Source organism: Candidatus Eremiobacterota bacterium (assembly GCA_031082125.1).
In the GTDB taxonomy this organism is placed as follows: domain Bacteria; phylum Vulcanimicrobiota; class CADAWZ01; order CADAWZ01; family Ess09-12; genus Ess09-12.
In genome coordinates this window covers 1-13,005 of record JAVHLM010000035.1, presented here as the reverse complement: position 1 = coordinate 13,005, position 13,005 = coordinate 1, and the positions used below count along the sequence as shown (strand labels likewise).

Here is a 13,005-nt window from a genome sequence, read left to right as displayed (position 1 = left end):
GGTTCCTCGCTCGTTCCAAGCAAAACCCGCACCTGGATTTTCGTCTTATTCCCAGTATTCTCTTATCTTAATCCAGGAGGTACAGAGGTATGGATAAGCATTTTTCTGCCTTCTTCTTCAAGAGAAAGAGACCTTCCCGGAATGAAGGCGGAGCGGCGCTTGCCACAGTCCTCATGGTGATTTTTCTCATGATGATGATTTCGTTTGTGCTCGCAGGTACCAGTGTGTTCCACATGAGCACCGTGCAGCGGGAAGGCAACGCCGCCAGGGCCCGGAACATGGCCGAATCAGTAATTGCCATCGCCATCGAGAGCGTTATGAAAGATGTCTATTACGGCACTTCTGGAAACACGGGCTATACTGACATAGTGCAGGCCCGGGACTCAACAGGCAGCGATTCGGCCGTAGGCCTCCTCGCCTTCAGCGATACCAGGGCGAAAGATGTGGTGAACCCTGTCACCGGGACCAAGGTATGCATCCCATGGTCCCTGAACAACATCAAGAAAGATACTTCAGCGAACGGGTGCGGCCGCACGGTTCCCAAGAACGGCCTCCACCTCGTGGGGACAGGCATCTGCAACGGCACGGTCCGCCAGATAGAAACCATCATCCACGTGCCCCAGTTCCCCTACGTTATCGCCTCATCAGGCAAGTTCCAGTCCAGCGGCGGACTCCTGGTAACGGCAGTCAAGAAAATGGAAGATGCCTCGGCCGGTGCCGATAAAATCAAGCCTGACAATGTCGTTCCCGGCCACCTGGCCTCCAACAGCACTGCTGACAGCACCGGTGACAAGGCAATCACCCTGGGAAAAGAAACGAAAGTGACGGGAAACGTTCAGTCTTCCGGAGGAGTAAAAGTTGACGCCGACGGCGGGACAGAGATACAGGGCGAAACGAGAACTCATGCCGATCCTGTGCCGCTCCCCAAGATAGATATCACACAATACAATTTTTCGAAAGAGGAACTGCCGTACGTTGAAGATCTGAAAGGCTCCATAGAAGGCATGACCATTGAAGGTTATTGCAGAAGCAAGGGCGATCTCACCGTGACGGGCGACCTTAAGCTTGACGGGGCAAAGCTTTACGTGGACGGCGACCTCCACATCTTCGGGGGCCTGAAGGGTAAGGGTGGGGTCTTTGTTACCGGCAAGACGATAATAGAGAAAGGCTCAAGCCTTGATACAGACAACATGGCAGTGCTGGCTGGCAAGGGTGACGTGAGCATATGCGGCAACGGGAAAGACAAGTCAGCCTTCCAGGGCGTGGTGTACACCGAGGGCAATTTCCTTGCCAACAACATCACCCTTATGGGTTCCTTCCTCACCAACGCGCCTGAGGAGAACACCACGGCAGCCGTAGGCACCACCTCTGCCCCTGCCCAGAACGGCAGCATGGAAATCAGCAACGCCGACCTCGTGGAAGTGCCCCAGTACACCAAGGTGAAGATACCCATTGTTTCAAAAATCACTGTTGCGACAACCACTACCTCTGCATCTGCCTATGGTGTCAGTGCTTACCAGGTCGCAGGCCCATGGATCAACCAGCAGATCAGTGTTTCCGGACCTCATGGAACTTACATAGCGCCTATGAGCAATTTTTGGACAGGGACGGGTTTCGCGCAATATGCCCATCTCTGCCCCGGGTATTATGTCTCCGCATTCGGAACAGGATGGTCTTCCTGGGTCTGTTACAATGCGTTTATGGGACCTGTGAACTGGGAAGCGGAAATAAATGCCGCCGCAGCCACTGCTAACGCCATCATTGCAAGCGCCAACGCCCAGTTCCAGATCGCCTATCAGGCGGCAATCCAGAAAGCGAAAGAAAAAGCCGAGGCTGAAGCGCAGGAGATTACCACGGTGGCGGAGGAAGATGCTGACAGGAGGCAGGTGGGCACCTTCGAGTTTGACATCAACCAGTTCCTCAACGTGGCCGATAATATGCGCGTCACGCTCTGGAAGGAATATCAGCCGCAGTGAAAGCCAGGAAAGGCTTCAGTCTGGTAGAAACAATATTCACGGTGAGCATTATCGGTTTCATCATCATCGTGATGCTCAACATCCTGCCGGGAGCCCTCACAGGCGTGAGGAAAACGGGGCACCGAATCAGGGCAGGCGCCATTGCCCGGTCAATTCTCGAGGAGAAGAGGGCGGGGCCCTTCAGCGGGATTGACATGGCCCCTCCCGCCCAGGTCACCGATCCCGACGGCTCCGTTTATGACGTGGGCTATGAGGTGCTTACCCAGGCGGGCACCAATACGGCAAAACTGAAAGGCATCAAGATCACCGTTTCCTGGAAAGAAAGAAAGCTTACCCAGACATTGCAGCGGATTACCTGGATAAGCAATATCCCGAAATGAAAAGAAGAAACCTCCCACAGGGATTCACCCTCGCTGAGATCCTTATCGCGGCAAGCATCATGCTTGTCGTTTTAGGACTCCTCTTTGCAATGCTCGTTCCCACGGCCCGCGGTACCACCAGGGGGACGCTCCGCGTAGAGATGCAGCAGGCGGCCCTCCGCGTCATGAACACGCTGGAAAGGGACCTGGCCCTTTCTGCCGCAAGCGGCCTTACGGTGAGCACCAACGGCACCGTCGGGTATCCTGTCCTTGTGGGGATGATCCCCATAAAGACAGTCCTCGAGGACGGGACGCAGCAGTGGGAAGACAAGCTCATCGTCTATTCCTGGAAGTCGCCGGAAAGCCCCGTGGTGAGAAAGGTCTGGCAGTCTCCCGGCCCGCCGTCCATAAGCGCGCAGCTCAGTCTTAATTCCGTAAAGCCCCTGAGGGCCGATGAGGCCACCCTGGGCACCATTGCCGAGGACCCATCCCTCGCAGGCCGGGTCCTCGCAGGCGATGTCACTGAGTTCAAGGTGACCCAGGGGGGAACTGCCACGGCAGTGGTCCCGCCCCTCACGGTAACGATAAAGATGGAGAAAAAAGGCAATACGGGCTCGACGGAGCCGGAGCGTTATGAGCTCACAGAGACTATGACGGTGAGGAACCAGTGATCCGGATCATCAAAGTGATTTTTCTTATTCTGGCGGCCTTTGGGCTTCTTGGTGGTATCTCCGGTGCCTCAGAGCCTGAGCTGAGGACCGTCACCTTTTATACATGGCCTCCCGGAGCAGAGGTGCATGTGGGGCTGGAACGCAGCCCTGTAGGAAAGAGCAATGAGCCGATAACTCTCAATGTCGCACGCTTCAAAGGAATATCCCATGTATCTCTCTATTTCACGCATAAATATTATAACTCCAAAGAGGAGCGCATCCCTGTATCAGTCCTGATGAGTGCCTCCCGCATCCCCGAGAAGGGCACCTTTACCCTCTCTCCCACGGTCCCCGTAATATTTGATATCTATTATTTCCTGATAGGCAACCTCGTCTATGTTATTGTCCTTGTGCTTGCAGCAATCGCCGTCCTCTATCTCAAGGTCTTTCCTTATATCAGGCGGAGCAGGATCGCCACGATAAGGGCGGCCCAGTGGGAATCCCTCAAGAAGAGCGCTATCGACAGCAGCGATCCCCTTGCGGGAGTCAAGCTTGGCGATTACCTTCTCATTGAGAAACTGGGCGAGGGCGGCATGGGCTCCGTCTACAGGGCAGTACCCGACGACACACTCAATGATGACGAGAGCGTAGCCGTGAAGGTCATCAAGCAGGAGGCCCTTAAGGATGAGGAGTTTGTAAGGCGCTTCAAAAGAGAGGTAAGCATCACGAGCAGGCTCATTCACCCCTGCATCCTCAAGGTGATTGACTGCGGGGAAAAGGAAAAGAGGATGTACATGGTGATGGAGCTTATCAGGGGCAATGAGCTGAAATCAAGATTCAAGGAAAAAGGTCTCCCCCTTGCCACATTCTGGGAGCTCTACCTCCCGGTGCTCGAAGCTCTCGAATATGCCCACGGGCAGGGAATCATCCACAGGGACCTGAAGCCTGACAACATCATGATCACGGAGAAAGGCCGTATCGTCGTGATGGACTTCGGCCTGGCAAGAGGCGAGCAGTACTCCACCATCACCGTGTCGGGCAATGCCCTGGGAACGCCGGCCTACATGGCTCCCGAGCAGATCAAGGGATGCGAGCAGGACGCCCGGTCCGACCAGTACTCGATGGGAATCATCGCCTGGGAGATGCTTGCGGGCAAAAGGCCCTTTGATGATGAGAATACCGTCAACATAATCTTCAAGCACATCACTGAGCCTCCTCCGCCCCTCAGAGCCATCCGCCGCGACATACCCGAGGCCCTTGAAGAAGTCATCATGCAGATGCTCTCAAAAGATCCGGAGCAGCGCTTCAAGACAATCAAAGAAGTGAGGGAGAGGATGACGTCTGCAGTATGTTCCGCACAACAGGCAGGCACTGAAACAAGAAAGAGAGCACCGCAATGAAGACCTTCTCCTACGTGGCGAAGAAGGAAGAGGGGGGCGAAGTGAGAGGCTCCCTCAAGGCCCATGATCTTGAGGAGGCCCGCATATCCCTCGAGGAGAAGGGGTTTTCCATAAGGAAGCTTATCGAAGTCGAGGGTCCTCCCTCCCAGGAAACGGCAAAAATCCCTCCGCACCACGAAGGGCCGAGAGAAAGCGCCGTCTCAGGAGCGGACCATCACGAGATTGAGCATCACCCTGCAAAAGCGCAGAGCGCCCCTCAGCAGCCGATGAAGCTCCGCGTAAGCGACGCACCGGCAGCCCAGAAGACTGACACTCCGCAGCCGATGAAGCTCCGCGTAAGCGACGCACCGGCAGCCCAGAAGACTGACACTCCGCAGCCGATGAAGCTCCGCGTAAGCGACGCGCCGGCAGCCCGCAAGGAAGACACCCCGCAGCCGTTGAAGCTCCGCGTGAGCGACGCGCCGGCAGCGCATTATGAAGTAAAGAAAGCCGATACCCTCGGGATGCACCAGGAGAGGCCGGCGGCACCAGAGACCTTCAAGTTCAAGGAAGAGCCCCGTCCCCACCAGGAGGAGCCCCACCCGTACCAGGAAGACATACCTCCCTTGACGCCTCCCCGCAAGGCTGCCACTCACGGCTATGAGCCGGAGAAGCACCAGAGAAGGGGCGCTCACTTTGAGGAAGTTGCCCATCTGCATCATAGAGAAATGACCAGGGCTCACCTTGAAAAGGAGGAAGCCCCGGAGAAAGCCGCCCCCCGGGGATCCCAGAAGGGAGGCTTCCTGGCAAGGCACATGCCCTTTTCCATGGAGCTTGTCGCCTGCTACCGCGAGCTTGCCGCCATGTACGGCTCAGGTATCACCATCGCCCGCGGCCTGAACCTTCTTGCCGTCCAGGCCCAGCATCCGCTCGTGTATGAAGCGCTCACAAGCTGCCGGGATATTATTGAGAAGGGCGGGAGCCTCTCCCTTGCATTTTCCCAGAACAACAGAGTATTTCCGCCTCTCTATGGAAGGCTTCTCCATGCCGCGGAAAACTCCGGGAGCCTCCAGGAGATGCTTAACCGTATTGCCGAGCACGCGGAAAAATCCTACAAGATGCAGATGAACATACGCTCGGCCCTGGCCTATCCCATCTTTGTCCTGATCCTCTGCCTGGCTCTTCTCATAATCGGCCCTGCCTTCACCCTGAAAGGCCTCTTTGACTTCCTGAAGGAGCTCGATGTGAGCCTTCCCGTTTCCACGCAGTTTCTCATGCTTGCTTCAGAAGCGCTGCGGTCACCTGTCACCTTCATTGTCATTGCGATCCTTATATTCGCAGCCGTTATCATGGGACAGCGGATCTGGAGCTCCAGGGACGCCCGGAAGGCCATACAGGCTTTTCTTATGAGAATCCCTGCGGTGGGCGATGCCATAGTCTCTGCAGAGGCGGAAAACTTCGCCCTGACACTTTCTCTTCTTTATGAATCGGGGATACCGCTCCTGAAAGCCATGGAATACACGGAAAAAAGCTCGAATAGCATCATCCTCCAGGAGACCATAGCCGCGGCCCGCGAGCGTCTTTTCAGCGGCTGCAAGCTCCAGGATGCCCTGAAAGGCTCGCGCTTCTTCCCCAGAATGGCCCTTGTGCTGCTCGCTGCCGGCGAGGAATCGGGCCATATAAGCGATATGCTCAGGTTCGCGGGCACCCTCTTCCGCACGAAGCTTGAATCGGCCCTTGAGATGTTTGCCGCTCTCATGCAGCCCATAGTGCTCCTTATCGTGGGCATACTGGTAGGCTTCGTGGTCATCTCCACGATGAGCCCCATGCTGAAGGTCATGGAAGGACTTCTTTAGGGAAGCGGGAAATGACTCTCGAGGTGGTTCGATGGCATCCGTTGACGCTCTTCTCCTGCACCTTGTGGAATCAAAAGGCTCCGATCTGCTCATTGCCACGGGATCACCGCCGGTTTACAGGATTTACGGCAAGCTCTTCCGCCTGGAGATGCCGGACCTGGCCCACAGCGCCGTCGAGGGCTATCTCCACGAGCTTCTCCCCCGGGACGACCTTGACCGGCTCACAAGGGAGCAGAGCCTGGACTTTACCTACGAGATCCGAGATAACCGCGGCTTTTTCAGGTTCCGCTGCAACGCCTATCTCCAGAGCCTTGGCCTCAATATAGTCTTCAGGTTCATCCCGGGCACGGTGCCTCACCTGGCAGATCTGGGGCTCCCCGAGGCAGTATCCCGCATCATGAGCCACCACCAGGGTCTTGTCCTTGTCACCGGTCCTTCGGGAAGCGGCAAGACCACGACGCTCGCCGCCCTTGTGAACCTGATAAATGAGAGCGAGCCCCTTCATATCGTCACCATTGAGGACCCCATCGAGTTCATCCACCCCGAGAAGAAATCCCTTGTGACCCAGCGGCAGGTGGGCACCCATGTGGTCTCATTTCCCCACGCGCTGCGGGCCGCCCTGAGAGAGGATCCTGACGTCATCATGGTGGGAGAGCTCAGGGACCAGGAGACCATCCAGCAGGCCATCACGGCAAGCGAGACAGGGCATCTTGTGCTGGGTACCCTCAACACAAACAGCGCCTCCCAGACCATTGACCGCATCATAGATTCTTTTCCTCCCGAGAAGCAGCCCCTTATCAGGTCACTGGTCTCCGACTCACTCAGGGGCATCATTTCCCAGCAGCTCATCCACAGGGCCGACGGCAATGGGATGGTCCCCGCCGTCGAGCTGCTCATCACTACGGCATCGTTGGCAAACCTTATCAGGGAGGGAAAGTCGTTCCAGATCATCTCGGTGCTCCAGACCGGGCGCTCCCTGGGAATGCAGACGATGGACTTTCACCTGGCGGAGCTCGTAGCGGGAAATATTGTCACCATTGACGAGGCAATGGACCACGCTTTCGACAGGAAAATCCTGACTGAGTGCCTCAGGAAGGCCGGCGTGAGCATTGAAACAGCAGGGGAGGCCGTGATATGAGTGATCAGCAGGGACCGCTCCAGGCACTTCTTCGTCACGCCTGCGCCTCCAAAGCCTCGGATGTGCACCTGGAAGTGGGCTCTGTTCCCAGGATACGCATAAACGGCGACATGATAAGGCTGAATATGCCGGTCCTCACGCAGAAGCAGGCGGAGGCATACCTTATGCCCCTCATGGATGAGAGGCTCAGCAGTCTCCTCTCCGAGACCGGCAACGCAGACTTTTCTTATTCTGTCAAAGGAGCGGCGTGCTACAGGGTAAATTTTCTTATGCAGCACTATGGCCTTGGTGCCGTTTTCAGGGTGATCCCCCAGGCCATTCCTTCTTTTGAAGAGCTCGGACTCCCCGGTATCATCAGGAACATCGCCCTCTGCCGGAGGGGCTTCATCCTGATGACGGGGGCCACGGGGAGCGGGAAATCCACAACGCTTGCCGCAATGATACAGTATGTGAACGAGCGGCGCAGGGCCCACATCATCACCATTGAAGACCCCGTGGAGTTCGTATACCGGTCAGAGCTCTGCCTCATAGACCAGCGTGAGATCGGCCGCCACGCCACAAGCTTCGCCTCAGCAATCCGCGCGGCGCTCCGCGAGTCCCCCGACATCATACTGGTCGGTGAGCTCCGCGACTACGAGACAATCTCCCTTGCCATCAAGGCCGCCGAGATGGGTGTCCTTGTGATGGGGACCCTCCACACCAACAATGCATCAAAGGCAGTGGACAGGATGATTGACGCCTTTCCCCCCAGGGAGCAGGACCAGGTGCGCACCATGCTCTCCCAGTCGCTCAAGGCTGTTATCGCCCAGATGCTTCTCAAGACCGCCGATGGGAAAGGAAGGGTCCCCGCCGTGGAAATCCTCATCGCCGCCGCAGGCCTTCCCAACCTTATCAGGGAGGGCAGGGCAAGCAACATAACCTCCTTTATCCAGACAGGCAGGGGGGAAGGCATGCAGACCATGGACCATGCCCTGATAGAGCTTGCCAGGGCGGGGAAAATCAAACCGGAGCTTGCCCTGGAGCGGGCCTACGACCAGGAGATGGTTTCAAGGCACATCTCCTCGCAGTGAATCTCCTGATTGGTTCATCGGGGGCCCCCGGAGGGAATATGCAAAAAGAGGAGAAATTACTAAGAAACCATAGGTTCTCTGAGAGGGTACCATGCAGACCATCGTGGAGATCGTCATATTCCTTGTGAAGCCTTACCGGCTTGATGAGTTCCGGGAGGCGATGAAGCTTTGGGTCAGCCACATCAAGGAACAGCCGGGCTTTGTCTCGTACAGCTACCTGAGATCACTGAACAACCCATCCATACTTTTTCAGATCCTGGAGTTTCAATACAAGTTCGTAGCCCAGGACGTTCTGGAGAAATACCGCGAAAAGATTGGAGACGAGAAGTTCCAGCGGTTCTTCCACCTGCTTCAGAAAAAGCCCACTATCGAGTACTACGAAAAAATTGACTTCCTGAACGAGGCTCCAGCAGTGATAGATCATAAAGAGCCGCTGGAGCCGCTTCCCGGGGAAGAGCCTGAAGAGGAGCAGTTCTGAGTTTCTCCCGAAACGGTGAAAAAGGAAGCGCGGAGTAGGGGAGAGGAGGCTCACCGGAGCTATCCCCACGATTCTCCCTGGAATTTTTGCGCCGTCCCCTGCAGTATTGAAGCAATGAAAAGGAATGGTTATAGAGAGACCTGGAAGGAAGGAAGGACACCGATGCCCATGAACAGAACAAGGAATGCTCTTCTTCTCGCCATCGTGCTTTTGGCGGCACTGGCTTTCCTGGCGCCGCCCGTCAGGGCTGGCAGCGGGATTGCCACGGCCGACTCCAGCGGCAAGAGCACAGTGCTGAACCTCACCGTCTACTTCGAGGATACCGCGGCGGACCAGGCAGCATGGAAGGATAATTTCACCAAGTCCCATGCCAAGCTCTGGCAGGCCACCAAGGGCAGGCTGCGCTTCGGCACGATCCGCATGGGCACCGCGTCGACCATCAAGGAGCGCGCCGACATCATAATAGGGAATGACGGCCATGCCCATGTGACACAGCCGGACACCCGCAAAAACACCTCCCTGGGCACCCCCGATACCATGATGGTTTATTACAGGGACCGCAATGACCCCTCGGTGACCCTCCACGAGCTGGGCCATTATCTCTTCACCCTCTCGGACGAGTACCTGAGCGAGATCAGGGGGATTGTGAACGGCGTCGAAACATCCATCGATGACGAGGACGAGGAGGAGGCCTATTGCTGCGTCCAGGAGGCCGACCCCGCCACAAGCACCGTGAATCCTCATCATTCCTGCATCATGTACACCCACGAGTACCCGGATATCTATTATATGTTCTGCGCGGCAGAGCACCTTACAGAGATTACCATCACAGACTTCGCTGACCTGCCGGTGACGCCCACAAAGGCATGGGCCATTACGGCGCAGCAGAGCGATCACCAGAAGTCCTGCTCGGCGGTGATTGACGAGTTCTTCACATTCTTCGGCCTTCCCGTCGATTCCACCCAGGACGGCAGCGGCACCCCGCCGTCCTTCACCTTCGAGGACCTGAAGCCCGAAGCGCGGGTCAGCTTAATGATCCAGGACAGCCTCTCCGCCGCGGATCTCACAAAAGCCAAGAGCTTTGCCGTCGATGCGGTGAGAAACCTCCGCCTCCAGAGCACCGGCCGTGACGGCGACTCAGTGGGAGTCTCGACCTTCGACAGCGCAGTTCACGATCTCTATGGCTGGGTTGACCTCAAGACCCAGGCCGAAGTGGACGCCGCCGTGGAAAAAATCGAGGGCATCACTGCCACCACCGATGCGGCGAACCTGGAATCGGCGCTGGACCAGGAAATCACCTCAATTGTCGGGAGCGGCCATCCTTTCTCGCTGAAAGCCATCATGCTCTATACCAACGGCCCCGGCACGGTGAGCGACACCCTTATCAACAAGCTCCGCGTAAACGACGTGGCAGTCAACGTCATTGCCCTTTCAGACAGCAACAGGGAGAATATGGAGAAGCTCTGCGAGAAGACAGGCGGCAAATACACCTACAAGGGCACCGCTGCTGCCAAAAGCTGGCTGACAAGGCTTCTAGGAAGAGCCGACGACGACACCGAGGAATCAGGCGGCACGATGGCCCTTGACGCGCTGGGGGGGTACCTGATCACCCGTTTCTCGGGCACCCTCAACCCCGGAAGCCCCATAAGCCACTCTCTTCCCGTCGATACGCTGAACAGCGAGGTCATCATTAATTTCAGCAGCGCCGGCGGGCCCCTCACCTTGGGGCTCAAGGATCCCTCGGGGAACGTCATAAGCCTCAGCAGCCCTCCATCGGGCTGCCTTGTGCAGCAGACTGACGACCAGGTGCAGGTGCGCATAGAGAAGCCCGCCTCAGGGACATGGACTGCCACCGTCGATGGAACGGACAAGGATGCCTATATCCTCGAGCTTGGCGGCCAGGGTGCCGGTATGGGCGAGTCAGAGATAGAAGCCGTCACTGCCACTTTTCCCCAGGCCACCCTCGTTGGAGTCCGGGTAGGAGATGGCGAAACCATCACCGGGTGCCAGGTCCAGGCTGTCGTGACCCATCCGAACGGCACCAAGGTCACCATCACCCTCTATGATGACGGCAACAGGATCTACCACGGCGATGTGAAAGCCAACGACGGCATCTATTGCACCTACTTCACCCAGTATTCAGGCTCGGGGAGCTACCAGGTGGAATTTCTTCTCAACAACCAGACAGGACAGTATACGACAACAGCCATAAATGCCGACCTTGAGGCGGGCGATACGCCTCCAGGCCCTACAGGCCCCGCTCCCGTCTTCCAGCGCATCCTTTTTGACTCCTTCGAGGTGAAGAATGTTCCCGCCGGAGGGGGCACGGCCCTCATTGCCCCCGGCAGCCTGAAGCTCAAGAGCGCCACCGCAGGCCAGGTGACCCTCACGTGGCTCGATACAAACAATGGCAGCGCGAAGACTGTCATCCAGAAGAGCGTGAACAGCGCAAACAATTACGTGGACATCGCCACCGTCGATGCAGGCCAGACCCAGTACACCGACACGGCAGCAGGGAAGAGCGGCACCCTGTCTTACCGCGTGCTTGCCGGCAATACCTACGGGAACTCCTTGCCGGGGACCCACCACTACATGGACGCCGCGATGGCAGCTACCGCTCTCGAGGCTTCGTCATATAGCACCGGCTACACAGCTTTCGGGGACAGCGGCGCCGGCAGCGGGGGCTGTTTTATCGCCACCGCTGCCTACGGTTCATACCTCGATCCCCACGTCGGCATCATGAGAAAGTTCCGCGACGGGACACTGGCGAAATTCGCTCCCGGGAGGCAATTCATACGCTTCTATTACCGCACCTCCCCTCCTGTCGCCAATTACCTTGCCCAGCACTCATGGGCCCGCGTACCGGTGAGGCTGGCTCTCACTGCGGTTGTGCTCACTCTTGAGCATACGCTTATCACGGCGTTTTTTGCCGTCATTGCCTTTATTGTGGTATTTATCCTCGTAAGGCGACGCAGGCTTTCCCCGGTGAAACAGAACAAGTAACGGGAGAATTCAAAGCAGCAGGCATCACTGACAGGATGGCTCAAATGGACAGTGAAGCAGAAAAGAAAGAAACATGGTTTTCCGATATGGGTAAGTTTTTTCCATGTTTGACGACATTGCCTGTCCATCTGGCATGTCAGGGTGATAGCTTAAAAAAGCCCTCGTTCGGCAAGAGAGGACAGTTCCGGTATGGAAACTTCAATTGAGGATCTCAAAGCTATCACCGAGGTGATGAACAGCAGAAATGAGGGGGGCACTCTGGGTCTTGTACTGCTTGGCATGGGATGTGCCACTTTTGCCGCCCTTTTTCTGAGCAACCCTGGTTTAGATCTCGCAAAACAGGGTGCTCTGATGGTTCTTGCCGGAATACCCGCACTGGGAGGCCTTTTTCTGGTGGCAAAAGCTTGTTTTTCAGATTCAGGGAATCTTTCGGCCTTTCCCCGGGACAGGGTAGAACTTCTGAGAGAGCTTGTCAGAAAGACAAAGAGCCTCCGTCCCGGCAGTGATGAGAATGCAATTCATTTTGAAACTGCGGTGAGGACACGGATGGGGGGCTCAAAGTTCTGGAAAGGAATGCTGGACGACCAGTTTGTTTTCTTTGCTATTGAATCGCCTCTCAAAATAGTCATAATAAAGCCCGATGAGCTTTCCATCAGCAAAAGCGGCGAATTTACTCCATGGTACAACGTAGAGATATCGGGCATAGGAACCTTCGGAACAAAGCTGGGAGAGGAATCACTGAGAAATTATAACGAGTGGAAAGAGCGCCGGGAAAAAGCGGGCTGAAGAGCCGATCCCTGGAATCACCATAACGAATACGCTCCCCGTTGAAATCGCCAAAATTTGCAATTTTTTACTGATTCCCGATAATTGCTCCATCGAGGTCATAAAACGTGAAATTCACCCCATATCCGACGATATTTTTCAAAACAGCGCCATTATTGGATTCTATTAAGGAGCTGCCAGAAACAAAGCTCAGGAAATATCCCGCAATGAAGTCACTCTGAAAATCCTATCAGAACAGGCCATAAAAACAGGTAGCTGCGTATTCCAGAGATAATCGATCGCCAATTCCAGGGCAAGCCGATCACTGATT

10 protein-coding genes are annotated in these 13,005 nt (G+C 56.2%); all 10 read left to right on the top strand.

Features of this window, described 5'->3' with window-relative positions; genetic code table 11:
* The first annotated feature begins 89 nt into the window (after positions 1-89).
* The 10 genes from RDV48_26910 (at position 90) to RDV48_26865 (ending at position 12,695) form a co-directional block, all read left to right on the top strand.
* Positions 90-1,976, top strand: coding sequence for a hypothetical protein (locus RDV48_26910; GenBank protein MDQ7826462.1), 1,887 nt, complete (start codon positions 90-92; stop codon positions 1,974-1,976).
* Entirely contained in the window at positions 1,973-2,356 is a 384-nt protein-coding gene (locus tag RDV48_26905) for a hypothetical protein (protein MDQ7826461.1), read from the top strand. The genes RDV48_26910 and RDV48_26905 overlap by 4 nt, the downstream gene beginning before the upstream one ends.
* Entirely contained in the window at positions 2,353-3,006 is a 654-nt protein-coding gene (locus RDV48_26900; GenBank protein ID MDQ7826460.1) for a prepilin-type N-terminal cleavage/methylation domain-containing protein, read from the top strand. Before RDV48_26905 ends, RDV48_26900 begins: the two co-directional genes overlap by 4 nt.
* Positions 3,007-3,134: 128 nt before the next feature.
* Positions 3,135-4,385 carry a serine/threonine-protein kinase gene (locus tag RDV48_26895; protein ID MDQ7826459.1) on the top strand — a complete coding sequence of 417 codons (1,251 nt, stop codon included), beginning with the start codon at positions 3,135-3,137 and terminating at the stop codon, positions 4,383-4,385.
* Positions 4,382-6,220, top strand: a complete 1,839-nt coding sequence (locus RDV48_26890; protein ID MDQ7826458.1) for a type II secretion system F family protein — start codon at positions 4,382-4,384, stop codon at positions 6,218-6,220. The genes RDV48_26895 and RDV48_26890 overlap by 4 nt, the downstream gene beginning before the upstream one ends.
* Positions 6,221-6,251: 31 nt before the next feature.
* Positions 6,252-7,358, top strand: a complete 1,107-nt coding sequence (locus RDV48_26885) for a PilT/PilU family type 4a pilus ATPase (protein ID MDQ7826457.1) — start codon at positions 6,252-6,254, stop codon at positions 7,356-7,358.
* Positions 7,355-8,428, top strand: coding sequence for a type IV pilus twitching motility protein PilT (locus tag RDV48_26880; protein ID MDQ7826456.1), 1,074 nt, complete (start codon positions 7,355-7,357; stop codon positions 8,426-8,428). Before RDV48_26885 ends, RDV48_26880 begins: the two co-directional genes overlap by 4 nt.
* 91 nt (positions 8,429-8,519) lie before the next feature.
* Positions 8,520-8,906 (top strand): hypothetical protein, encoded by a 387-nt coding sequence (locus tag RDV48_26875; GenBank protein ID MDQ7826455.1) that lies wholly within the window; start codon positions 8,520-8,522, stop codon positions 8,904-8,906.
* 162 nt (positions 8,907-9,068) lie between these two features.
* Complete coding sequence (locus RDV48_26870) at positions 9,069-11,909, top strand: CFI-box-CTERM domain-containing protein (GenBank protein MDQ7826454.1); 2,841 nt, start codon at positions 9,069-9,071, stop codon at positions 11,907-11,909.
* A gap of 189 nt (positions 11,910-12,098) precedes the next feature.
* On the top strand, positions 12,099-12,695 hold the full coding sequence (locus RDV48_26865; GenBank protein ID MDQ7826453.1) for a hypothetical protein: 597 nt from the start codon (positions 12,099-12,101) through the stop codon (positions 12,693-12,695).
* The last annotated feature ends 310 nt before the right edge of the window (positions 12,696-13,005 follow it).

What these genes read in the sequence shown, in the direction of transcription:
- RDV48_26910 (MDQ7826462.1), top strand. Translation starts at nt 90, where the DNA reads ATGGATAAGCATTTTTCTGCCTTCTTCTTCAAGAGAAAGAGACCTTCC.
- RDV48_26875 (MDQ7826455.1), top strand. Translation starts at nt 8,520, where the DNA reads ATGCAGACCATCGTGGAGATCGTCATATTCCTTGTGAAGCCTTACCGG.
- RDV48_26900 (MDQ7826460.1), top strand. Translation starts at nt 2,353, where the DNA reads ATGAAAAGAAGAAACCTCCCACAGGGATTCACCCTCGCTGAGATCCTT.
- RDV48_26885 (MDQ7826457.1), top strand. Translation starts at nt 6,252, where the DNA reads ATGGCATCCGTTGACGCTCTTCTCCTGCACCTTGTGGAATCAAAAGGC.
- RDV48_26880 (MDQ7826456.1), top strand. Translation starts at nt 7,355, where the DNA reads ATGAGTGATCAGCAGGGACCGCTCCAGGCACTTCTTCGTCACGCCTGC.
- RDV48_26870 (MDQ7826454.1), top strand. Translation starts at nt 9,069, where the DNA reads ATGCCCATGAACAGAACAAGGAATGCTCTTCTTCTCGCCATCGTGCTT.
- RDV48_26890 (MDQ7826458.1), top strand. Translation starts at nt 4,382, where the DNA reads ATGAAGACCTTCTCCTACGTGGCGAAGAAGGAAGAGGGGGGCGAAGTG.
- RDV48_26865 (MDQ7826453.1), top strand. Translation starts at nt 12,099, where the DNA reads ATGGAAACTTCAATTGAGGATCTCAAAGCTATCACCGAGGTGATGAAC.